Origin of the sequence: Azospirillum sp. TSH20, assembly GCF_003115935.1 — a bacterium.
Classification (GTDB): Bacteria; Pseudomonadota; Alphaproteobacteria; order Azospirillales; family Azospirillaceae; genus Azospirillum.
Genome location: NZ_LGQU01000041.1, coordinates 1 through 20,450, shown reverse-complemented (window position 1 = coordinate 20,450; position 20,450 = coordinate 1). Strand labels below are relative to the sequence as shown.

The window sequence follows — 20,450 nt, the reverse complement described above, 5'->3', positions numbered from 1 at the left end:
CAACAGGGTCTTGAGGCGGCAATTGAAGACCTTCCGGACCTTCTGCTGACCGACATGCGGATGCCAATGATGGCGGGGGCCGAACTGATAGCCTTGATCAAACTGTGTCGCCCTGACCTTCCGGTTGTCCTGATGACTGGCTATCGAAATGCTGTCCCAACGGCGCGGCCTGATAATCTTGCAGTGCTGATCAAACCATCTGCAATGCAAGATCTGGTGAAGGCGGCTCAGACCCGGCTGCGACGTGTCAACTGAGGATGGTTGCTCCTTCATCGTGCTGATAAAAGGGCTCTGATGCAGACGGCCAAGGCTCGGAAACTGTAGGGCTTACGCATGACAGCCATTAGTCCCGGCACTTCTTTGGGCAGAAAGTCGCTGTAGCCTGTCGTGGCAATGATAGGTAGGTTCGGGCGTCCCGCTCGGATCCTTCGGATCAAGCCCTCACCGTCCAAGACCGGCATCCGTATGTCGGTCAGCAGAAGGTCAGCCGCATCCGCTTCTTCGGCCTCCAAGGCCTGCGCCCCATTCTGGGTGATTGTAACCCTGAAGCCTTCGGACTCCAAAAAGTCGGCCAACGCCATGGCAACGAGCTCTTCGTCTTCTGCCAGGATGATGTGGGGCTGGATCGTCATGTGGTGATCGCAGAGCGTTGAGGCGGCCGAAATTTAACTTACGTTAATAGCAAAGCCAAGCTGGCTAGATGTATATGAAATTATTGTCGTGGCAGACAATTATATATGCTTCGGTTTTAACTGTAAATTGAATGTCAATGACCGGCCACGCCACGCTCGTTCAGGTGAGATCATTCACAAACGGCAGGGGTGCTTTCTTCACGATTACTCGCGTTCTGTCCAACTTTAGGTGGAAATATATTGTGGATCGTCATCCAATCACAGTCGCACAATATGGCGGCTTATATGTTGACATGAATGGGAAGACCCCACTGCAGAATGATCCGGCATCGGAGCCGACAAAGGCCACCTGTCAGGAGCTGTCTCTCAGAAAATCTACAACATTGACAGATTCAGATGCTGACGGGCTTGGATGCCGATTCAGATTTCACGCGCGATGCTCTAAATGAGCGTCATCCTCGCGCCATTGAACACCCTCTCTACGGCGTGGGGAGGGTGTTCTTCAGGATGCTCCGCCAGTCGCGCAACTGACCTCGTCCCATGCCTGGACAGTGAGGTGCTTGGCGATCCGGCCGTTCCGCAGATCGAGGATCATCGCCGACATCACGTGGCACCCGTCAGAATAGGCGCACTCCTCGACGAAGGCGGCGCGGTCCGTCCCAACCACCTCATGACCGACGCGGTGCGTCATGTCCCTGGAGCAGACATCGCGCCAGAACGCCGCAATCGCCTCCTTGCCCGACACCGTCATCGGCGAACTGGGCGGACGGTTGCGATCGACGATCACCATCTCGGCATCATCGGCGTAGAGCCCGCCCAAGGTGGTGGCGTCGCTATGTTCAAGGGCCTGCTTCAGGTCACCGAAGTTGAAGGTTTTGGTAGCGGATGTCGCCATGGCACACCCCTGAGAAAGTTTCAGCGCAGTTGCGCTAGGATACTCCTCCGTAGTCCACACGTCCGCAGCGCGGACGGGTATCGAAAGGCCGGCCGTTGCCGCATTTGCCACTGCAAACTGGTAAGGTTCTTCAGACGGTATGGACATCCCTATAGTGTCATGGCCGAGCTTGACAAGGACATCCACGGCCAACGAAGAACGGCGCCGGATTTGGAGATGACAGCAGTACGCCGCGCTTCTGCCGAGCTACAAACGATATCATCCGTCCGGTTCGGGCCAATAGAGGCATGTCTCACCAAATGTGGGCCGGCGCCCACCATCTCGGGTCGGTCTCAAACCGCGCGGGCTTGATCTCACCGAATGTGGGCCGGAACCCGCTTCCGATCTCAACCAATCCGGTCCCGGAATCGCTCAGAATCTCGGGTCCGGCCGCCGATGATCTCGGTCCGCTACAAATAGGGCTTGCGGAGGACCACCAACCGTCCCGGCTCTTCGTCCGGAAGACGCTCGCTGAACCCGGTGGTGACGACGATCGGCAGGTCGGGACGCCGCTGCCGGAGGATCCGGATCAGCGCCTCGCCGTTCATGGGGGGCGGGGAGCAACGGAACAGGAAGCCGACATTAGAGCATCGCGCGTGAAATCTGAATCGAGAGTTGCGCTTGTGCGTCTGGCGTGATTCACCGTTGTTGGAGGTGGATCATGGGTCGCAGCTATTCGCCGGACCTTCGGGTTCGGATTTACGGAGAGATCGAGCAAGGCGGTTCACGTCGGGCGGCGGCGCGCCGGTTCGATGTGAGCGCGAGCACGAGCGTGCGGCTTGCCCAGCGGATGGCGGCGACGGGCACGCTGGAACCGGCCCGGCAGGGGCGCCCGCCGGGCGGCGGCAAGCTGGCGCCGCATGCCGACCTTCTGATCGGCTGGGTGGAGAAGCAAGGCGAGATCACCATGCCGGAACTGGCGGCCAAGCTGAAAGCCGAGCGCGGGGTGACGGTCCACCCCGCCTCGCTGTCACGTTTCCTGCTCGCCCGCGGCTACAGCGTCAAAAAAAACGCTGCTGGCAAGCGAGGCCGGTCGCGCTGACGTTGCCGAGGACCGCCGGACGTGGCGCAGCCACCGTCAGCCCCGGATGCGCGAAGAGCCGGATCGGCTGGTGTTCCTCGACGAGACGGCCACCACCACGAAGATGACCCGGCTGCGCGGGCGGGCCAAGCGCGGCCAACGGTTCAAGGCCAAGGCGCCCTTCGGCCACTGGGGTACCCAGACCTTTATCGCCGCCCTGCGCTGCGATGGCCTGACCGCTCCCTGGATCATCAAGGGCGCGATGAACCGGGTTCTCTTCGAGGCCTACGTCGAGACCCAACTCGCCCCGACCTTGCGGCCGGGCGACGTCGTCATTCTCGACAACCTGTCTTGCCACAAGAGCGAAAAGGCCAAGGCCGCCCTCAAGGAGCGTGGCGCTTGGTTTCTCTTCCTGCCGCCTTACAGTCCCGATCTCAATCCCATCGAGATGGCTTTCGCCAAGCTCAAGGCACATCTCCGGCGCATCGGCGCCCGCACCATCGACGAACTGTGGAAAGCCGTCGGTTCAATCTGCGACCTCTACACACCCGAGGAATGCTGGAACTACCTCCGGCACGCGGGATATGCGTCAGATTAAACGCTCGAAACTCTAGGGCCAGAGGTGTTGGGAATCATGTGTTTTCCGACAGGGATGAATGACGGGCGGTTTGGCCGCTCCAAACCCTCAGAAGCGTAGCCGGAAAACCCTGTCGGATTGATAGGCTGTACGGAAACTATCGCGGAGAGGTTTTCCGTACAGCCCTTTCGCCCCAATCTGACTTTCTGTTCCGCTGCTACTTGGACCCCTGCTAGAACTCTCACCATCCGCCGCGCCCCGGCCTCGAGGAGACCTGTGCCCCATGCGCCTTCCGCCCCGCCGATCTGTGGCCATTTTGCTCGCAGCGATCGCCCTTCCGCCGTCAACTCACGCGGCACCGGCGGACCCCAACCCTCAAATGATAGGGTCATACATGAACCTTGGATGCTTCTCTTCTTCCACTGGGTTCTCAACTTTTTCCCTGTTGACGGTGGGATCCCAGATGACGCTCTCTCAATGCGCCGAGGCTGCTGCGCCGCATGTGTTTTTTGGAGCGCATTCGGGGATCTGTTACGCTGCGGACGAACTGGATGCGGGAACGCGCGCAACCTGCCCAATAAAGGGCGAAGTATGCGATATCCCATGCCCTGGTAACCCAACCGAAATATGCGGCGGGCTGCTGTCACCATTGGCGGGCAACCCACCATCGGTGAGCAACCAGAACTCGATGCTCCTGACTGTATTCGGGTTTAAGGCAACAATCGAACCGTCACCTCAACCCTGAAGGGGTCTGCCGTCGGCCCGTCTTCACTGCCCTCAACCGTGCCGCCGGCTTGGTCGACGGTTGGGGCAGCGCCCTCGCCTACCGCCGCCGCGACGATCCGTAGCGACGGATCGCCCTTGTCCATCCCCACCAGCGTCAGCACCGGCGTTCTCCGGGTAGGCTGTCCGTCAGCGGGCAGGGGCGCCGGGACAGGGGTTCCGGTCTTATGTCGGCTTTCTGTTCCATTGCTACCGGAACCCCGAATGCAGCCGCGCACTCCCTTCTGGACTAGGCGTCGCTTATGGACGAACGTTCGGCTGCGTTATCCCTATCTACCCTTCGGTTGTGATGATACGCTGAGCGGCTTTGCGCTCCTCAGGCCCGGTCAACCGATACCATGATTGTCACCCATCATCTTCGGATTTTGATCGTGGAAGATGAGGCCCTTGTCGCGTTGGCGCTTGCCGAAGAATGTGAAGCCGTCGGCTATTCGGTGACCTGTGTCGGCAATGGGTACGATGGGCTGAGAGCGTTCGCCACGGCACCGTTCGATGTGGTGGTGACCGATCTCAACATGCCAGGGTGCGATGGCCGGTGTATGATCCGGGAACTGCGCGCCGAATGGCCATGCCTGCCCATCGTCGTGGTGACGGCCGACCCTCCCGCCGGCGGAGTGAGGGACCTGAAAGGCGACGCCCCCGGCGTTACGATGCTGTTGCACAAGCCGATGCAAACAGGCGCCCTGCTTGCGGCTCTCCACGCGATCTTTGTGGCGGAAGAGACGGCCTGAACGCCTCTCGGCGTGGGTGGCATATCCTGCGTGACAGCCAACTCAACCCACCGCCCGTAAAACAGGGTCCGGGCGTTATGACAAGCCGGCCCCGCAGGGGTATGAGCGCGCGTTCTTAGGGTGTTCCTACATCCCGGACAATCTGCACACTTTCGTGTAGTGACCCCTACTGGTCATCGCTCAGCGCTTGGCCGGCGCCATAATCGCCAACCAGCCGGCGCTCTTCGGGCGTCCACATCGGCGGTCTCCGGCAGGCTTTCTTCCCTGCCAACAGACGTCGCCTCAGACCCTCACGCCGCCAGCGTCAACTTTCGAAACGGACTGTATGTCTGGGCCGAAGACGTGGCTTCTCGGCAGCGATCCGCAAGGATCGTGCCCCTGAGCGTGGTGTAGAAGCTGGGTCTCTCATCAGGTTCTCCGGCTGGTCTGGCCGGGATTGTCAGGCGGCCACAGCGGGCAGGCTGACGATGGGATCATCGCCGAGCGGGGCGATGGTTTCCAGCGTCATGTATCGCGCCCGCTGAACGGCCCATTCATCGTTTTGCTCCAGCAATATCGCACCGATGAGCCTCGTAATCGCTTCCTCGTTGGGAAATATACCCACGACCTCGGTGCGTCGCTTGATCTCTCCGTTGAGACGTTCAATCGGGTTTGTTGAGTGGAGCTTGGCCCGATGCTCCTTGGGAAAGGTCATGTAGGCCAGGACGTCTTCCTCCGCCTCGTCCATCAGGGCGGCAAGCTTCGGCAGCTTTGGACGGACTTGATCGGCTACTTGCCGCCACTGCGTGCGTGCAGATGCCGCATCGTCCTGCGCGAAGGCTGTGGCGATGAAGGCGGCGACGACGCGGCGCCCGCTCTTGCCGGCATGGGCAAGCGCCGTCCTGGAAAAATGCACCCGGCACCTTTGCCACGTCGCCTGGAAGACGCGGGTGACCGCCGCCTTGATGCCGCCATGGGCATCGGAGATCACCAGCTTGACGCCGTTCAGCCCCCGGCGTTTCAGCTTGCGCAGGAACTCGATCCAGAAGGTCTCGGCCTCCGACGGGCCGATGTCCATCCCCAGGACCTCGCGGCGGCCGTCGGTGTTGACCGCCACCGCGATGGTGACGGCGACCGAAACGATGCGCCCGTTCTGGCGCACCTTCACGTAGGTGGCGTCGAGCCACAGGTAGGGCCAGTCGCCCTCGATAGGGCGGCCGAGAAAGGTCTTCACCCGGTCATCGATCTCGGCGCACAACCGGCTGACCTGGCTCTTGGAGATGCCGGACATTCCCATGGCCTGGACCAGATCGTCCACCGAGCGCGTCGAGATACCCTGGATGTAGGCCTCCTGGATCACCGCCGTCAGCGCCTTCTCGGCCATCCGCCGCGGCTCCAGAAAGCCGGGGAAGTAGGAGCCCTTGCGCAGTTTGGGAATGCGCAGCTCGACGGTGCCGGCGCGGGTCTCCCAGTCGCGATCCCGGTAGCCATTGCGCTGAACGAGCCGCTCGGCCGAGCGTTCCCCGTGGACGGCGCCGGTCAGGCCCTGCACCTCCAACTCCATCAGCCGTTCAGCGGCAAAGCCGATCATCTCACGCAGAACATCGGCATCCGCGCCCTTCTCAAGCATCGCGCGAAGCGCCATCATCTCGTCGGTCATCGTGGTCACCCTTCGGTCGGGTTGAGGTGTGGTGACCAGACTCTATCGAAGAACCGCGATGACCGCCCCGCTGTGGATAACCGGCCCGCCTACGCCAGCCATCGGAGGGCGCTGCGGCGGGCCGGTTCCCCACAGCCGCTCCTACACCACCTCGCGGGACACGACCTCCGCAAGCTCCGGCGAACTCCTGTTTCATTCCCGAGTACCGCCGCTTAGAGCAAGGCTTTGAACAGGTTCTGCGATCCCTTTTGTCTGTGTAGTCTTCGATCTCGATGAGGCCGCGACCATCACCACAAATGCATTGGTCTTCTGAACTGATGATTGAAAGGGCTGGTGAAGTCCTACGCAAGATGATCAAGGAGGCGGAGAGGCTGTTCATTACAACTGATCGCGGAGATGCCCATGTTACAAATCCGTATAGAATCAGCACCCGGCAGTTAACGTGCCCTTGAGTACATTGTTGATCGTTCGTGGGCGTCGCAGGCGGGTATAATGAGGAGAGCTCAGGGGGCTGGATCATGAAAATATTGATCATTGAGGACGATCCGGAAACGGCCGGTTATCTCCAGACCGGTCTGCGAGAACAGGGGCACAGCGTTGAATGCGTGGGCAACGGGCGCGACGGCCTGCTTCTCGCCGCGGGACAGCCGTTCGACGCCTTGGTCGTCGATCGGATGCTGCCGGGCCTCGATGGACTCTCTGTGCTGAAAACCTTGCGCGGTGCGGGGGTGAAGACGCCGGTGCTGTTGCTCACCGCCCTCGGTGGGATCGGCGACCGGGTGGAGGGGCTGGAGGCCGGAGGCGACGACTATCTGGTCAAGCCCTTCGCCTTTGCCGAGTTGCTGGCCCGTCTCAATGCTCTGGTGCGGCGTCCGCCGCTGAACGACGTCCCCACGGTGCTCCGGGTGGCCGACCTCGAAATGGACCTCCTGAAACGCTCCGTGACCCGAGGAGGCGAATCCATCGATCTGCAACCGCGCGAGTTCCAGCTGCTGGAGTATCTGATGCGCAATGCCGGGCGCGTGACGACCCGCACGATGCTGCTGGAGCATGTCTGGGACTTCCACTTCGACCCCAAGACCAACATCGTCGAAACCCACATCAGCCGCCTGCGGGCCAAAGTGGACCGCGGCCGCAGCAGAGAGTTGATCTGCACGGTACGCGGGGCCGGATACACCCTGAATGACGACCCTGCCTAGACTGTTCCGTACCGCCAGTTTCCGGCTGGCCGCCGCCTTCGCTCTCATCTTCGCGGTGTCGGCGCTGATCCTGGGGGGAGTGGTCTATTGGACCACCCACGCGGCGTTGGAACAGCAGATGAACAGCCGGATCATGGCCGATCTTGACCGGCTCCGCGGTGAATTCCAGGCCGGCGGTCAGGTGCAGCTCGCTGCCGAGGTGCGGCGCACCGCTGGCCGTCCGGGCGCGCTGCATGAACTTGTCGCCGATGCAGGCGGCACCATTCTGGCCGGCGATATGACGACGGTTCCTCAGCCGGGCTGGAGTACCATCGAACCGCACCGGATGCCCAGCGACGAGAGCGAACTCGTGGGGATCCGCACCCTGACGGTCCGGTTGCCGGACGGCACACTGCTGGCGGTCGGTGACGATCTTGAATGGATAGAGGATGCCGACGAGGCGATCTTCCACGCATTTTCCGTCGCGGTGCTGGTAACGCTCGGGCTTGGGATCGCCGGCGGTGCTCTGTTGAGCGTGGCTTTCCTGCAGCGGGTGGATGCCATCTCGCGCACGGCGGAAGCGATCATCGCCGGTGACTTGGCCAGCCGCATCCCGGTGCGGGGAACCGGCGACGACCTCGACCGGCTGTCGAATACGCTTAACCACATGCTCGGCCGCATCGCCGATCTGATGGAGGGGTTGCGGCAGGTGTCCAACGACATCGCCCACGATTTGCGCACGCCATTGGCGCGGCTGCGACAGCGTCTGGAACGGGTGCGGGCGACCGCCGCATCGGTCGACGACTACGCGGTCGCGGTGGACGCTGCCCTGGCGGAAACCGACACGCTGCTGGAGACTTTCGCCGCGCTGCTGCGCATCGCCCAGATCGAAGGCGGCGCCCGGCCGCCGGTTCGCGACCCGGTCGAGCTTCACGCGATCGTGGAAACGGTGGTCGAGGCCTTCACGCCCTCGGCCGAAGAGGACGGCAAGGTCCTGGTCAGTCCACGGCTCGACCCGGCGGTGGTCGCGGGCGACCGCGAATTGCTGACCCAAATGCTCGTCAATCTCGTTGAGAACGCCATTCGCCACACCCCGGCCGGAACACGCATCGAGGTAGATCTCACCGCCGGTTCCGGGGTGGTGCGGTTGACGATCGCCGATGATGGCCCCGGTGTGCCGGCCGAAGAGCGTGGGCGCATATTCCGCCGCTTCTACCGGCTGGAGCGTAGCCGCACCACTGATGGCAGCGGGCTTGGCCTCAGTCTGGTGAAGGCCATTGCGGACCGTCACGAGGCGACGGTTTCCGTATCGGACAACCGCCCGGGCCTGCGGGTATCGCTTGACTTCAATCTCCATGACGGCGCGTCGGCCCAGCCGGCCGGGGGCGGTCACCCGGTCACGGCACAGCATTCGAGGTGACACGATGTCTGTCCCGCTCCACGGCCTGATTCCACAACTTCTGACCAGCTACGGCTATTGGCTGATCGCCGGTGTGGTTGCGCTGGAAAGCATGGGGCTGCCCTTGCCGGGAGAGACGACTCTGATCGCCGGATCGATCCTGGCGGCGGCATCTCCGGAATTCCGGATCGAGTTCGTGATCGGCGCGGCGGCTGCGGGTGCTGTGGTGGGTGACAATGTCGGCTTCCTGATCGGTCGGCGCTACGGCTACCGGCTGCTGGTGCGCTATGGGGCGCTCTTGCGGTTGACCGAACCCCGGCTGCGGCTCGGCCAGTACCTGTTCCAACGGCACGGTGGCAAGGTCGTTCTGCTCGGGCGGTTTGTGGCGCTGCTGCGGCTGCTGACCGCTCTGCTCGCCGGCGCCAATCGTATGTGCTGGCGGCGCTTCCTGATCGCCAATGCCTGCGGCGGACTGCTCTGGTCCATTGCGTTCGGTCTGGGTGGCTGGAGCTTCGGGCAGGCACTGGAGCGCTATCATGGCCCCCTGGCGGTCGGTGCCGGCGGCATCGCCCTGGTCGCCGCGGTCTTGGGGTGGCGATATGCGCGGCGTCATGAAGAACGCCTGCAGCGTGCCGCAGACCGGGCCTTCGCCGACCCCCGCCAGTCTCCCGAACTCACCCGAACGCTCCAGCCCTAGCCTTCGGCGTCACGCGCGAAGCGCCCCGCACTGCCCATCTGTCTGCCCGGCCTGTCATCGCATCGAAACAAGTGGACCTCGCTCATGGAAGCTTTGAATCGGCATCTGTTCCTCCTGCTGAACGCCCCGCCCGATCCGCAGACCATGCTTCTGCTGCTGGCGCGCTTCCTGGCGGATGACGTGGTGGTGCTGGCGGCGGCGCTGATCGCGGTGCTGTGGGTGTGGGGACGGCACAACGGGCGTTCGGCTCTGGTCGGCGCCGGCTGCGCCCTGCTGACGGCGGCCCTGATCAACACGGTGATCGGCGCTATCTGGCAGCATCCGCGCCCCTTCATGATCGGGTTGGGGCACCAGCTGATCCCGCATGCGGCCGACTCGTCCTTCCCCAGCGACCATGCGACCTTCATGTGGACGATCGGGGTCAGCCTGCTGCTGCGCGGTTCCTGGCCGCGGCTGGGCTGGGGGATGATGGCCTTCGGCGTCGGCGTCGCCTGGGCGCGCATCTATCTCGGTGTTCACTTCCCGCTGGACATGGCCGGCGCGCTTCTGGTCGCCACCACGGCATCGCTGCTGGTCGTTCCGGGCCGGCCGCTGATCGACCGGATGCTGACGCCGGCCATCGTCCGGCTTTACGAGGGAACCGTGCGGCTGCTGCATCTGCCCGCTGCCCTGTTCCCGCTGGACCACAGGTGAGGATGTGGTGGGGCATCTTCTCGAAGCGCTAGGGTCGATCATCGTGTCGGTCATCGCGACGCTGGGGTATCCCGGCGTCGCGATGCTGATGGCGCTGGAATCCGCCTGCATTCCGCTGCCGTCGGAGGTCATCATGCCCTTCGCCGGCTATCTCGTCTCGACAGGACACTTCAACCTGATGCTGGTCGCCACCGTCGGCGCCATCGGCTGCAACCTGGGATCCGAGATCGCCTATGCGGTGGGACGGCGGGGCGGACGTCCGCTGATCCGGCGCTGGGGCCGCTACGTCCTGCTCGACGAGCACGACCTCGATCTGGCGGAGCGCTTCTTCTCCCGGCTGGGAGGACCGGCGGTGCTGGTCGCCCGGCTGCTGCCGGTGGTGCGGACCTTCATCGCCCTTCCCGCCGGGATGGCCGGGATGCCGAGGTTCCGCTTCCATCTCTACACCTTCATCGGCTCCTGGCCCTGGTGCTTCGGGCTGGCCTATGTCGGCTACGCGCTGGGAGAACGCTGGAACAGCGACCTGACGCTGAGGGACTGGATGCATCGCTTCGACGTTCTGGTGATCGTTCTGATCGTGGCGGCGGTGGCCTGGTTCCTATGGCGCCGACTGCGCACCCCGGCGAAGCCGAACCGTTGATCGCCCCCGTTGCCTGCCGGCACTCCGGTCCGAATTGGGTCGTACCGCTGGCGAGTTGCCGGTCTTGGTTGCCCGATCCAGTGGGCCTGCCGCCGGTCATGGCGAAGCCGCGGCCTCGATCTTACCAAACCGTATAGCGCTCGCCAAAGGCCGGTAAGCCAGCCCCGCCTAGGATCGTCCGTACCGGGGCATGGCGCCCCGCAACAGGAGCGATTCGTATGAAGACCGTCATGAAGCCCGCGTCTGCGATCTGTGCGGCACTGCTGGTGGCTGGCATCGGTTATGGCGCGCAGGCCGCCCAGAAGACCCATGAAGACGCCAGTGACCTGTCGGCGCTGTCGCAGGCGAAGATCTCGTTGTCGCAGGCGGTGACCGCCGCCGAACAGGAAACCGGCGGCAAGGCACTGTCTGCCGACATCCTGCAGGAAAATGGAAAGGTGGCGTTCGGAGTCGAGGTCGCCAAGGACAAGGCGACCGAGACTGTGGTCGTGGACGCAGCCTCCGGCAGTGTTGTGAAGCGTCATGTCGCAAAGGGCGATGGTGAAGAGCAGGAAGACAACGACGCCGAATGATCTTGATGCCGTCTGTGTCTGGCCCGGAAGGAGACTTCCGGGCCATTTTCTTTGGATCGGCACCGGCTCCAGCGCCCTTGAAGGCATGTCGAACGTGCCGGCGGCCCCCTCCCGCACAACCACCGCCGACACATCGAAAAGGCGCGATGGGAATGCCCACCGCGCCTCTTTCCTTCGGAATGTCCGGCTATTGGGTCGTCAGCCCCGTCAAACCGGCAGACGCTGATCGGCGCGATGGTCACTCAGCCATGTGTGCCGTTGCTGTCCATGGTATCGAGCAGGGTCGTCAAAGCCTTCTTGCAGGCGGCCACCGTCGGGGCGCGATCACGCACAGCCGACAGTGCCCCGTCGATGGCCTTGTCGACCGCATGCCATTGACTCGGTGCTCGGGGCTTCAGGCCCGCTTCCGCCTCGTCCCATGACGTTTCAAGATCCTTGATGCGGATCTTTGCGCCCCCAAGGTCTCCCTTGTCGACCAGGGCCGCCGTATCGACGACAATCTTGCGGAAGCCCGAGATGTCGCCCAGTCCGGCAGACGCTTCGGCCTGCGAAACCGCGCCTGCTACCGGCATGAAATATGTGACTGCCACGGCACCCGTGGCAACGAGCGCCACAGCGGTGAGTGCGATCCAGGAGTGTTTCATCGACGATCTCTGCTTTGCATGAAGGAAAGGATGATCAGGCTTCATCGCCTACGGATGCATTGCGATGCTGAGCGGTGGTGACGCTCACCATCGCCACCAGGGCCACGATGACGACCAGGAAGACGGCGCTGGTCATGATCGTGCCGAGCCCCAGACCACCGTACTGCTGGGCCTGCGACAGGAAATCGCCCAGCGATGCGCCAAGCGGCCGCGTCAGCACATAAGCGATCCAGAAGGTCAGAATCGGGTTGGCGCCGCGGTAGTAGGCCAACGTGGCAAGCGCGATCAGCCCGCCGAAGACGAGCACGCCGAGCTGGAAGCCGAGTTGGAGCGCCTCGGTCGCAAGGTCACCGGCCGCCGTGCCCAGGGCGAAGGTGAAGAGGATCGCCGTCCAGTAGAACAGCTCGCGACGGCTGGTGACGATGGTGTGGATCGACAGGGTCCGTTCAGCCGCATACCAAGTGGCGAAAATCGCCGCCAGGGCCACCGCGAACACCGTGGTGCTGACGTAGAGACTGACGTTCAGGCCGTCCGTCAGCGCATCCGTGATCTGGGTGCCGACGACGCTGACCAGAACGACGGTCAACCAGTAGATCCAGGGCACGTAAGCCCGGGCACGCAGTTGCAGCAGCAACGCGCCGCCCAGCAGCATGGCCATGATCCCGCCGGTCAGGCCGGTCCCCAGGCCGACATGGACGGCCAGATAGTCGGCCCCGGTTTCGCCCACCGTGGTGGACATGATCTTGATGATCCAGAAGATGAGCGTGACCTCCGGCACCTTGTTCAGCATACCGGTGCCGGATGCCCGTGCGTCGTGTGTCGCGTGCATTGGATGGCTCCTTCGCGTGTTCGCGGTGATTTCGCGGCTCGAAAGAAGCCTAGGGTCGGCAAGGTTCGGCGGTGGTGGACCCGGTGTTGAAAAATCCCAATGTCGGAAGCGGGCGCCGCCGGGGCTATGCGACTCGAGATGGGAGAACGGAGTGGCGTCTCTTTTCCTTACCGGCAGCTTACAGGAACTATACAAAATCCCAATGTTGGGCCGACGGAGGTGTACGGCTCGAATCTGCTATTGCGGATCATTTGCATTTTCAGGATGCTGCGCCCCGACAGCCCGCACCAAACCGAACGTCAGTGTCGAGACGGCGGACTGCCTGCGCGCGGGATAATCCAGGGGATCGTGTCGACGATGCAAAGATCGGTGTTGCTCCGCCAGCCACTTGGCGGTCTGCGCAGAGGCGTCCGGGCCGAGGTGGCCGGCCTGGATGAGGGAGCGGTCGCAACGACGCTGCCAGCTGGTGAACTGGAGCGGCGGCTCATCGAAATGGGGCTGGTCGAGGGTGCGGTCATTGAAATCCTCTATGAAGGATTTCCTGCCCGCGATCCCATCGCGATCCGTGTCAACGACCACACGATCGCGCTTCGTCGCAATGAGGCCAACGCCGTGCTCGTCGATATTCATGGAGACCAGCGGTGATGCCCAACGCGACCATTGCGGCCCCGCTGGTTGCCCTCGTCGGGAACCCCAACTGCGGCAAAACCGCTCTGTTCAATGCGCTGACCGGCAGCCGGCAAAAGGTTGCCAACTATCCGGGCGTCACGGTCGAGCGGAAGGAGGGCCGCTGTGTTGGCCGTGCCGGGCGACGCCTGCGAGTGCTTGATTTGCCCGGCACTTATTCATTGCGCGCCCGATCGCCGGACGAGGAGGTGACCCGTGACGTTGTGCTTGGGCGCCGGGACGGTGAAGCCGTTCCGGACATTCTGGTCTGCGTCGTCGATGCCACCAACCTGCGGCTCAACTTGCGCCTTGTCCTGGAGTTGAAGCGGGTCGGTCGCCCGGTGATCCTGGCGTTGAACATGATGGATATGGCCGAGCGGCGCGGCTGCAGCATCGACGTGGAGGCCCTGTCCATTGCGCTCGACATGCCGGTGGTGCCCATGGTGGCGGTCCGCGGGGACGGCGTCCAGGACCTGATCGATCGGATCGATCGCGTTGTCGACAGTGATGTTTCCGCCGGTCTGGAGAAAGGCGCAGTAGGCTGGACCGAACCGAGTTCGCAGGATCTGCGCGCTTATCACCGCGCCGTCGAAGCCATTCTCGCGCAGGCGGTGCGCACTCCGTCCAGCCCCCATACCGTAACGCGGCGCATCGACGCGGTTTTGCTGCAACCGGTGCTCGGACTCGGCGTTCTCCTATTGATCCTTTTCCTGATGTTCCAGGCGGTCTTCGCATGGGCGAAGCTGCCGATGGACTTGATCGACGCCGGGCTGAGCTGGACGAAGGACGCCGTCGCCTCCGGCATGCCGGCAGGCCCCTTGAACAGTCTTCTGACCGACGGCGTCATCGCCGGTGTCGGCAGCGTCGTCATCTTTCTCCCGCAAATCCTTGTGCTTTTCCTGTTCATTCAGGTTCTGGAGGATTCGGGCTACATGGCACGCGCGGCCTTCCTTCTGGATCGGCTGATGGGCGGCGTCGGTCTGCATGGCCGGGCGTTCATCCCGTTGCTCTCCAGCTTCGCCTGCGCCGTCCCCGGCATCATGGCGACACGGACCATCGAGAACCGGGCAGACCGTTTGGCGACGATCATGATCGCACCACTGATGACCTGTTCGGCACGCCTGCCGGTCTATGCGCTGCTGATCGCCGCCTTCGTTCCAGATCGGCCCGTGTTCGGAGGCATGATCGGTCTGCCGGGCTTGGTGATGTTCATACTGTACGCGGCGGGCATTCTCGCGGCGTTGCTGGTGGCCTTCATTCTGAAACGGACCCTGTTTCAGGGCGCCCGAGAACCCCTGCTGATGGAGTTGCCCGCCTACCGGTTGCCCCGTCCACGCAACATCGTGCTCGGTCTTGCCGAACGCGCCAAGATCTTCCTGACCCGTGCGGGCACCACGATCTTCCTGCTGATGGTGGTCATCTGGTTCCTGGCAAGCTATCCCGGAGCACCCGAGGGGGCTGCCGGCCCAGCGATCCAACATTCCTTTGCCGGCATGATCGGCCATGCTCTCGAACCGGCGCTCGCTCCCATAGGCTTCAACTGGCAGATCGCCATCGCGCTTGTGCCAGGGATGGCGGCGAGGGAGGTGGCAGTCGGGGTGCTCGGCACCGTCTATGCGCTCAGCGCCACAGGTGATGCGCTGCGGGTTACTCTGGGCGACACCCTGGCAACATCGTGGAGCCTGCCGACTGCATTGTCATTGCTTGCATGGTACGTCTTCGCCCCCCAATGCCTGTCGACCTTGTCGGTGGTGCGGCGTGAAACAAACTCCCGGTTCTGGCCTGCCGTGATGTTCACCTACATGCTCGTCTTCGCTTACGCTGCCTCTTTCGCGACCTACCGGTTGGCAAGTGCCCTCTTCGCGGAACGGCCGGCGGTTGGATTTGATTTTGTCTGGCAGTCGGTCATCGTCGTTCCCTTGGTGACTGGTGCCGTCGCCTGGACCTTGTGGCGGTATCTTGTTCCAGCCAAAGTGCAGGCAATGATGCGCCGTTCAGTGATCAGAGCCGATTCATCGGCTTCTGGTTGTGGCGGTTGCGGAAACTGCGGAGCGTCGACGAAGCCAGGCACTCGATGTCACTGACAGGCGCTTCAAAAGCGCACCTCATCGCCTTCGTCGAAATCAACTTCGTCTCGATCCTCGCACGGCGCTTTAAAAGGCTCGCGCCCCAGGGGGGCAGCGCGTGATCTCTGCGGACAGACACTCATGGTGTGTTCCGAGCGGCTATTCTGCTTCCCGCCGCTTGGAGGGCTGTGAGCGGTTGGGAAGCAAGATGCCACTAAACGCGTTTTGGTCCAACGGGGCTGACTATACGACTTCGTAATGAATCTTCCGGGAAAGGACGGCGTAACTCTGCTGGCTTACGGCCACCGTGCCGTTCGCTGTCCATGCGTTCAAGGCCATGATTCAGAATGGAATTCAGCCTGGATGGCCGTCACACCGGCAACAAATCTCGCTGAGAGACGCTTGGAACTCGCTGTCCCGGAGTAAGAGAGAGCGAATAATTCAAGCGTCCATGAACGGATTTTCACCTTACTAAAACTTAATGTTTTGATGGGTTGTAAGTTAGGGAAGTTTTAGGAGCGGGAGCACCACAGTTCCTGGGACATGCAGCTGTGCGTGACATTTCTGGAGAACAGATCATGGCAATTGGCTCTATTGGTTCAAGCTCGCTTCCTTTTTCGGCGCCGCCGGTGCAGGTTGCGGCGAAAGGTCCGTCTCTCAAGCTGGACAAGGACGGAGACTACGACAATGGGGCTCCGGAAAAGGGCGCAGCGAGCGCGCCTGCGCTTCCCGCGGATCCCAACCGCGGTCGTACTCTGAACATCACCGCCTGACCGGGGGCCGACCGGCTGTCTTCCCATTCCCCAGGGGGCCGGCCGGCTCTTCGATTTTCCCGCAGGGGCAGACAGAACTGGACCTGGATAAAAACATGCAGGACGAGAGCCGACCGGGGTCGGACTCCCCATCATGAATCGGAGACTATGCAGATGAAAACCCTGCTGTCGGCTTGGTCGTTCTGGGCATTGCTTTCCGCCGCCTTCGCGGCCCTGACGGCGATCTTCGCGAAGATCGGGATCGAGAACGTTAATTCGGACTTCGCCACCTTCATCCGCACCATTGTCATCCTGCTCACCCTCGGCGCGATCCTGCTCGGCACAGGTCAGTTTCAGGCGCTGGATTCGGTGGCGCCCCGGACCTACGCCTTCTTGGTGTTGTCCGGGCTGGCCACTGGCGGCTCCTGGCTGTGCTACTTCCGCGCCCTGAAGCTTGGTAGCGCCTCCCAAGTAGCGCCCATCGATAAGATGAGCGTTGTGATGGTGGCAGTCTTCGGTGTCCTGTTCCTCGGCGAGAAGCTGTCCACTCCCAATTGGGCCGGGGTCGTACTGATCGCCGCCGGCGCACTGCTCGTCGCCTACAAGCCCTAAGCGCGCCGCTTACCTGGGTTTTCCGCTCCGTTGCTGACACTGTTGGCGAATTCCACGGGTGCCGTCTCAGTATGGGTACGGCGGCTGTTGAGTGTGTATCAGTATGGGGTTTCGACGCCGATCGCCACAATAACTTGCTGAAAGTATGAGGTCCCTTGGGGGGCCTGCCAGCGTGCTGTTTCACACCAAGCGGCCCTGCTGCCCGGCAGCTGTCGCGAAAAGGGCGTTTGGCCATCTCGCCGGCGCCGACAGCGCCGATCAGGCTACTGGCTACCGGCCCCGCCGAACGGTCGCTTCCCCGATGTCAGGCAGCACGCCGGCAGCCGTCGGCGCCATGCGACACCGGAAAATTCCTGCGCATCGTGGCCTTGCGCGGCGTAGACTCTGTCAGGCCGAAGAATGACCCTCCACTCTATCCAAGGAAGTCAGTAAGCCTCATGCCACCCTCCAGGCCCCGCGTCCCAGTGCCGCGACCGGATTTCATCAAACCTCGCCCACCTACTGCCACCTCGACCGGGGTTCGACCAGCACCCGCCCGTGTGAACGGATCAGCGCTTCAGAAACAGGCTCAGTGGCTTGCCCGCGCGGCCGATGCCGAACGCACCGGAGACGGCGTCGAGGCTGAACTGTGTCGGCAGTATGCTGAGCACTGGTTCCGCGTATCGCGGGGAGAGGACTGAGGGAGATGAGCTGGTGAGTGACACGACCTTGACGCCGCGGGAGCGGGCTCTGATCCGCAACGAATTCATGGTGCGCTTTGGGCAGGCACCGCGGCTGGAGAGCGGCATCCTGGTGAAGCGGTGGGCCACCGGGCCGAACAAGGGGCAGCCGAAGCCGGGAACGGTCATTCAGGGGATGCTGGACCGTGGGCTGCTTGAGTTGCGGGATGACGGTGGCCATTGGCTGCGGGCTCGGTTTACCGAGGCCGGCCTCGCTGCCTTACGGCACATGGCCGAGGATGCGCGCGCCCTGCCTCCGGGCGAATACCAACATGTTCTGGACGAACTCGTAAGCGGCCGACGGGGTGCGGATACCGATTTATCCGGCCAGGGATTCCGATTTGGATCCGGTCACCTGTTCCGATTTGATCCCGGCCACCTGTACCGATCGGAAGTCGGCCAGGTGGGTGACGTCGCTTCAACAGGTCACGTGCTTCATCCCATGACGGGACATTTCTGGTCAAGGTTGTGCCGTTCGCAGCGGTCGTCCCCACTTTCCACGGGAGGGGCCCAGGGGCGCCGCGGAGTGCCCTCCTCAGCTAACGCAGCGGCGCCCCTGGGAGGGGCCTGTGGGAAGTGGGGGCGAGCGCCGGGCGCCTGCGGGATCAGTCGAAGTCCTTCGGCTGCTGGGTTTTCCTCATCGACTCGCCCGTGAGGTCGATGCGATACGCCGCGTGAACGATGCGATCCAATATGGCGTCGCCCAAGGTGGGGCACCCGATGACCTGATGCCAGCGGTCCGTGGGGATTTGGCTGGTGATCAGAAGCGAGCCGCGCCCATGGCGGTCCTCCACGATCTCCAGCAAGTCACGCCGGTGATCCGCCGTCAGGGTCTCCGGCCCCCAGTCTGTCAATCGGCTTCCAAAAACGGCTCTTCCTCAGATTTGATGACGACGTGGGATTTGTGGAGGCGAATGAGCACATAGAGGGAACAATCCCATCAAGTCGTGTTTCTGCTTTGGCCAAACGCATCCTTCCTCTCCTGCCCCCCGGTCTTCTGGTCCAGCAGGTTCAGCCCGGTCTGGATCGTGTCCTTATCCTGACCGCTTCCGAAGCGCGCACGGCGTGTTGCCCGCTGTGTGGCACTCCGTCGGCGTGTGTGCACAGCCGCTACACCCGCACCCTGGCCGATCTGCCTTGGCAGGGACGAACAGTTGCCGTTCGGGTCGCCGCGCGGCGTTTCCGGTGCCAGATGGCGGCCTGCCCGCGACGGATTTTCGCTGAACGCCTGCCGGAGATAACAGCCGGAGCGTGGTCTCGCCGCACCGCACGGCTGGGCAATCTCCAACGCCAGATCGGTCTGGCGCTGGGCGGCGAGGCCGGCGCTCGGCTGGCGCAACAATTGGCGATGCCGGCCAGCGGAGACACGCTCCTCCGCCTGCTCCGCCGGACCGAAGCTGCTCCGCGCCCTGCCGCGCGTATCGTCGGGATCGATGACTTCGCGTGGCGCAAGGGCAACCGGTACGGCACCATCTTGGTGGACCTGGAACGGCATGCAGTCATTGACCTGCTTCCAGACCGCGACGCGGACACCGCCGCCCGGTGGCTGGAGAAGCGTCCGGACATCGCCGTGGTCAGCCGCGATCGTGGAGCCGTCTATGCTGATGCCGCCCGCCGCGGCGCACCCCAGGCCGTGGCGGTGGCCGACCGCTGGCACTTGCTGGCGAACCTCGGACAGGCGGTCCAGACAATTCTGGACCGGCATAAGCCGACGCTCCGGACGGCGGCACAGAAGATCTCCTCCGACACCGCTACCATCGCCAGGGTTACGGAGACAGCCGGCGACACGCCACCGCCGATGACCAGCGCCGAACGACGGCAATGGACCGGCTGGGAGCGCCGCCGCGCCACCTGGAAGGAGGTGGTCCGGTTGGGCGCCAAGGGCCTCTCGGCGCGAGCCATCAGCCGACGGCTTGGCTTGGCCCGCGAGACGGTGCGCAAGTTTCTGCACGGCGGCGAACCGGAGGTGCATCGTCCCCGCCACAGTTCTCTGGCTCCCCATCTGGCCTTTCTGGAACGGCGATGGGGAGAAGGGTGCCACAATGGCGCCCAACTGTGGCGGGAACTCCGGGCAGCGGGATTTGACGGCGGGCTGCGGGTGGTGACCGAGTGGGCGACCCGCCGACGCCTAACGGCCCGGCCGGAACGCTTGGCTTCCCCGATCGCCGCCCCGTCCACCCGTCGGGTGGCGATGTTGCTGACTGCCGACCCATCCTCCTGGACGGCGGAGCGGTCTCGCTATCTGGAGCGGGTGTTCGCCCTCGCGCCGAATCTGGCGACAGTGCAGGAACTCGCCCGGCGCTTCGGCGCGATGGTCCGGCAGCGCCAGGCCGATGCCCTGTCCGTTTGGCTGGACGACGCGGACACCAGCGACCTGCGGTCCTTCGCCGATGGGCTGCGTTCGGATTTCGCTGCGGTTCATGCCGCCCTTACCACTCCTTGGAGCAACGGGCAAACGGAAGGGCAGATCACACGACTCAAACTCGTCAAGCGCTCCATGTACGGTCGCGCCAAGCCCGACCTTCTGCGCATCAGGCTCATGGCAGTCTGAACACCGTCATCAAATCTGAGGAAGAGCCCAAAAACCAGCCAGCATCGGCGTCCAATATCCAGCCACGCCTGAGGTTGCAGAACCCGTTGTCCAGGGTGTCCACGGGAGGGTCCCG

Annotated in this window: 21 protein-coding genes and 1 pseudogene; 15 read left to right on the top strand and 7 right to left on the bottom strand. The window is 63.2% G+C overall.

Annotated elements, in window-relative coordinates; all coding sequences use genetic code 11:
- On the top strand, positions 1 to 255 hold a 255-nt coding region (locus tag TSH20_RS11415), incomplete at its 5' end, for a response regulator (RefSeq protein ID WP_146207477.1).
- A gap of 14 nt (positions 256 to 269) precedes the next feature.
- On the opposite strand, the gene TSH20_RS11410 is transcribed toward TSH20_RS11415, so the two are convergent.
- Positions 270 to 632: a response regulator gene (locus TSH20_RS11410; RefSeq protein WP_109074845.1), complete on the bottom strand. Its 363-nt coding sequence runs from the start codon at positions 630 to 632 to the stop codon at positions 270 to 272.
- 502 nt (positions 633 to 1,134) lie between these two features.
- On the bottom strand, positions 1,135 to 1,527 hold the full coding sequence (locus tag TSH20_RS11405; protein WP_109074844.1) for a nuclear transport factor 2 family protein: 393 nt from the start codon (positions 1,525 to 1,527) through the stop codon (positions 1,135 to 1,137).
- A 700-nt stretch (positions 1,528 to 2,227) separates the two neighbouring features.
- Between TSH20_RS11405 and TSH20_RS11400 the strand changes: the two genes are divergently transcribed.
- Positions 2,228 to 3,185, top strand: a protein-coding gene (locus tag TSH20_RS11400) for an IS630 family transposase (RefSeq protein ID WP_109074843.1) whose coding sequence is annotated in 2 segments (ribosomal slippage) — positions 2,228 to 2,559 and positions 2,558 to 3,185 — 960 coding nt in all. Because the reading frame shifts where the segments join, the coding sequence is not laid out codon by codon here.
- 689 nt (positions 3,186 to 3,874) lie between these two features.
- On the opposite strand, the gene TSH20_RS34930 is transcribed toward TSH20_RS11400, so the two are convergent.
- Positions 3,875 to 4,051 (bottom strand): hypothetical protein, encoded by a 177-nt coding sequence (locus TSH20_RS34930; RefSeq protein ID WP_158281985.1) that lies wholly within the window; start codon positions 4,049 to 4,051, stop codon positions 3,875 to 3,877.
- 234 nt (positions 4,052 to 4,285) lie between these two features.
- On the opposite strand from TSH20_RS34930, the gene TSH20_RS11390 reads away from it, so the two are divergent.
- Entirely contained in the window at positions 4,286 to 4,678 is a 393-nt protein-coding gene (locus TSH20_RS11390) for a response regulator (protein WP_109074841.1), read from the top strand.
- 439 nt (positions 4,679 to 5,117) lie between these two features.
- On the opposite strand, the gene TSH20_RS11385 is transcribed toward TSH20_RS11390, so the two are convergent.
- Positions 5,118 to 6,317, bottom strand: coding sequence for an IS256-like element ISAli6 family transposase (locus tag TSH20_RS11385; RefSeq protein WP_109074840.1), 1,200 nt, complete (start codon positions 6,315 to 6,317; stop codon positions 5,118 to 5,120).
- Between the two features lie 518 nt (positions 6,318 to 6,835).
- Between TSH20_RS11385 and TSH20_RS11380 the strand changes: the two genes are divergently transcribed.
- From TSH20_RS11380 to TSH20_RS11355, 6 genes are all read left to right on the top strand, one after another.
- Positions 6,836 to 7,516, top strand: coding sequence for a response regulator transcription factor (locus tag TSH20_RS11380; protein WP_109074839.1), 681 nt, complete (start codon positions 6,836 to 6,838; stop codon positions 7,514 to 7,516).
- Complete coding sequence (locus TSH20_RS11375) at positions 7,500 to 8,915, top strand: HAMP domain-containing sensor histidine kinase (RefSeq protein ID WP_109074838.1); 1,416 nt, start codon at positions 7,500 to 7,502, stop codon at positions 8,913 to 8,915. Before TSH20_RS11380 ends, TSH20_RS11375 begins: the two co-directional genes overlap by 17 nt.
- Before the next feature lie 4 nt (positions 8,916 to 8,919).
- Complete coding sequence (locus TSH20_RS11370) at positions 8,920 to 9,591, top strand: DedA family protein (RefSeq protein WP_109074837.1); 672 nt, start codon at positions 8,920 to 8,922, stop codon at positions 9,589 to 9,591.
- Positions 9,592 to 9,675: 84 nt separating this feature from the next.
- A complete protein-coding gene (locus TSH20_RS11365) occupies positions 9,676 to 10,284 on the top strand; it encodes a phosphatase PAP2 family protein (RefSeq protein WP_109074836.1) in 609 nt (202 codons plus the stop codon).
- Positions 10,285 to 10,291: 7 nt separating this feature from the next.
- Positions 10,292 to 10,924 carry a DedA family protein gene (locus TSH20_RS11360; protein WP_247871513.1) on the top strand — a complete coding sequence of 211 codons (633 nt, stop codon included), beginning with the start codon at positions 10,292 to 10,294 and terminating at the stop codon, positions 10,922 to 10,924.
- Between the two features lie 218 nt (positions 10,925 to 11,142).
- The gene (locus TSH20_RS11355) at positions 11,143 to 11,496 is read left to right on the top strand and encodes a PepSY domain-containing protein (protein WP_109074835.1); all 354 of its coding nucleotides are present in this window, start codon (positions 11,143 to 11,145) and stop codon (positions 11,494 to 11,496) included.
- A 242-nt stretch (positions 11,497 to 11,738) separates the two neighbouring features.
- Here TSH20_RS11355 and TSH20_RS11350 read toward each other — a convergent pair whose 3' ends face one another.
- Both TSH20_RS11350 and TSH20_RS11345 read right to left on the bottom strand, forming a co-directional pair.
- Positions 11,739 to 12,140 carry a hypothetical protein gene (locus tag TSH20_RS11350; RefSeq protein WP_109074834.1) on the bottom strand — a complete coding sequence of 134 codons (402 nt, stop codon included), beginning with the start codon at positions 12,138 to 12,140 and terminating at the stop codon, positions 11,739 to 11,741.
- 34 nt (positions 12,141 to 12,174) lie between these two features.
- Positions 12,175 to 12,969, bottom strand: a complete 795-nt coding sequence (locus TSH20_RS11345; protein WP_199232066.1) for a hypothetical protein — start codon at positions 12,967 to 12,969, stop codon at positions 12,175 to 12,177.
- 264 nt (positions 12,970 to 13,233) lie between these two features.
- Between TSH20_RS11345 and TSH20_RS11340 the strand changes: the two genes are divergently transcribed.
- The 5 genes from TSH20_RS11340 to TSH20_RS11325 all read left to right on the top strand — a co-directional run bounded on the left by TSH20_RS11340 (position 13,234) and on the right by TSH20_RS11325 (position 17,745).
- Entirely contained in the window at positions 13,234 to 13,614 is a 381-nt protein-coding gene (locus TSH20_RS11340) for a FeoA family protein (RefSeq protein ID WP_247871512.1), read from the top strand.
- Positions 13,614 to 15,719, top strand: coding sequence for a ferrous iron transport protein B (feoB, locus tag TSH20_RS11335; protein ID WP_109074832.1), 2,106 nt, complete (start codon positions 13,614 to 13,616; stop codon positions 15,717 to 15,719). Before TSH20_RS11340 ends, feoB begins: the two co-directional genes overlap by 1 nt.
- Before the next feature lie 533 nt (positions 15,720 to 16,252).
- Positions 16,253 to 16,474, top strand: a complete 222-nt coding sequence (locus tag TSH20_RS34610) for a hypothetical protein (protein ID WP_146205414.1) — start codon at positions 16,253 to 16,255, stop codon at positions 16,472 to 16,474.
- A gap of 153 nt (positions 16,475 to 16,627) precedes the next feature.
- Positions 16,628 to 17,065 (top strand): EamA family transporter, encoded by a 438-nt coding sequence (locus TSH20_RS11330; RefSeq protein ID WP_109049277.1) that lies wholly within the window; start codon positions 16,628 to 16,630, stop codon positions 17,063 to 17,065.
- Positions 17,066 to 17,502: 437 nt separating this feature from the next.
- Complete coding sequence (locus TSH20_RS11325) at positions 17,503 to 17,745, top strand: DUF4167 domain-containing protein (RefSeq protein WP_109074831.1); 243 nt, start codon at positions 17,503 to 17,505, stop codon at positions 17,743 to 17,745.
- 644 nt (positions 17,746 to 18,389) lie between these two features.
- On the opposite strand, the pseudogene TSH20_RS11320 reads toward TSH20_RS11325, so the two are convergent.
- Positions 18,390 to 18,632 (bottom strand): annotated as a pseudogene (locus TSH20_RS11320) (ATP-binding protein); the annotation flags it as partial.
- Positions 18,633 to 18,742: 110 nt separating this feature from the next.
- Here TSH20_RS11320 and TSH20_RS11315 point away from each other — a divergent pair.
- Positions 18,743 to 20,335, top strand: a complete 1,593-nt coding sequence (locus tag TSH20_RS11315) for an ISL3 family transposase (protein ID WP_247871511.1) — start codon at positions 18,743 to 18,745, stop codon at positions 20,333 to 20,335.
- Positions 20,336 to 20,450 lie beyond the last annotated feature (115 nt).